General features: G+C 34.6%; 3 protein-coding genes. 1 reads left to right on the forward strand and 2 read right to left on the reverse strand.

The window, feature by feature from the left end:
- On the forward strand, nucleotides 1-184 hold a 184-nt coding region (locus tag GYX26_RS11145; RefSeq protein WP_174829305.1), incomplete at its 5' end, for a hypothetical protein.
- A gap of 330 nt (nucleotides 185-514) precedes the next feature.
- Here the strand turns inward: GYX26_RS11145 and GYX26_RS11150 are convergent.
- Complete coding sequence (locus GYX26_RS11150; protein WP_194240732.1) at nucleotides 515-1,039, reverse strand: SMI1/KNR4 family protein; 525 nt, start codon at nucleotides 1,037-1,039, stop codon at nucleotides 515-517.
- A partial coding sequence (locus GYX26_RS11155) for a hypothetical protein (RefSeq protein ID WP_202984321.1) occupies nucleotides 1,036-1,718 on the reverse strand: 683 nt, incomplete at its 5' end. The genes GYX26_RS11155 and GYX26_RS11150, both read right to left, overlap by 4 nt.

Below are 1,718 nucleotides of genomic sequence, written 5' to 3' on the forward strand. Positions count from 1 at the left end.
TGGCATTGAGGTCGCCATCGGCCTGGATGATGGTGTTGCCTTTGAGGCTGCCTATCTGGCTAAGGGTAAGGGTGTGGTTCTGCTCCTGCTGATCCAGCTGGGTTTTGGATTTGCTGTAGCCGACGCTAGCCACGCCTTTGGACAGGCCGGCGGTGACGATAAAGTTGTGATTAAAATATTTTAGATATTCTCTTATCTAAGAAGTAGGTTAAGTTGTTAGGCAAATAAGATGGCAGTTTAAAGATAAGAAAATAAATTAATGCAGTAGTAATAGGCGGAAACCTATTACTACTACTAATTACAACAACTATACTAAAGTAGTTATTATAAATTAAACATATTTTAAGCTAAAAAACAGCCCATTGCAAAGGTGGTACACGAAGTGTCACTGAGCGGTTTTATACGGTGATTATACATCGCAAGGTATAAGCTCCAACACAATTGGTCATAAAGCTTGCAATGTAAATTTAAATAGTTATAAAAAAGATCTCAGTTAAAATCTAGGATTTTATTTTTAAATATTGATTAATTCCCCACTTTGAGTCGGCATAACTTGTATTTTGTAATTTCTTGTATCTAAATCAACAGACTTTCTTAAATACTCATTAAAAGTCCATTGTGTTTCCTTAACAATTTCGTCATTTTCATCATAATGATAAACTAAATTAGGATTAATAGACTTTGTAAGTAAAAAATAAAATTGCGTTTCCCATTCGACAGAGATAAAAAATGGCTTTTGCTTAGTTAATTCATAAAGCTGTAATTTTTTTAATTCATCAGTAAAACCAGATTGGAATAAAATATGACCTCGAACACTCCATTGATCACGGTAAAACAATAAGGGAGTATCACCAAATAACCCACCACTACAGCGTCCCATACAACGGAGAAAATCATATAATTGGTCTGCTACTTTAATATCATAAAGTCGTTCAATCTTAGTTATTTCATCGTCTGAATACCCCTTAATAAGGCCAATATCTATAGGTAATTCAGGATATACTGAATGTAAATAACTTATTAGTTTTTCATTAATCATGGATTTTTCCCTGTTGTACCTTGAAAAATCTTTATATTAAAACCTTTATTTGCTTCTGCAAAACTCTGACTTGTACTTCCACAGCCTACACACATTCCAGGTTCATATTTAGATGTGTTTTGAACCGCTATATTAACATCTGCTTTCTGCCCTTTAAAAGTATCATGAATATAGCTAAATAATTTTTGCTCTGCATGGTTGTAATTAGTTTGCGTTGCTGAAGTCGATACGTTAGGAATGCTTTTGCTATCAGTAACAATTACTTTATAGTTAACACCACCAATTTTTACTGTTGTTGGCGCACTTCCTGACCATGCCTTACCACTCACAGACAGAAAATACTCTGTTTTACCATTTACATTTACAGATGCTACTGCATAGCTTACAGCTTTATCTTGATAACTAGATTTTAAATAATCTTGAGTAGCTTGTCTAATGCTATTTAAATTAAGAGCCTGATCTTGAACATCTTTTAAATCATATACTTTATAATTGGGTCCTTTCATAGCCTTAGCAGAACCTTTACCTACCTCTTTACCTATTTGCTCAATCTCTTCAGCATACTTCCCGCCAATCTTACTTGTCGATTTTATCGCAGAGGCAGGTAAATTACTTACTGTAACTGCACCTGTTGCCAGTCCGGCAAGTACATCCGTGGATTCTACTGCTATCACTGTAC

The sequence above is a fragment of the Snodgrassella sp. ESL0253 genome (genome assembly GCF_013344965.1).
Classification (GTDB): Bacteria; Pseudomonadota; Gammaproteobacteria; order Burkholderiales; family Neisseriaceae; genus Snodgrassella; species Snodgrassella alvi_B.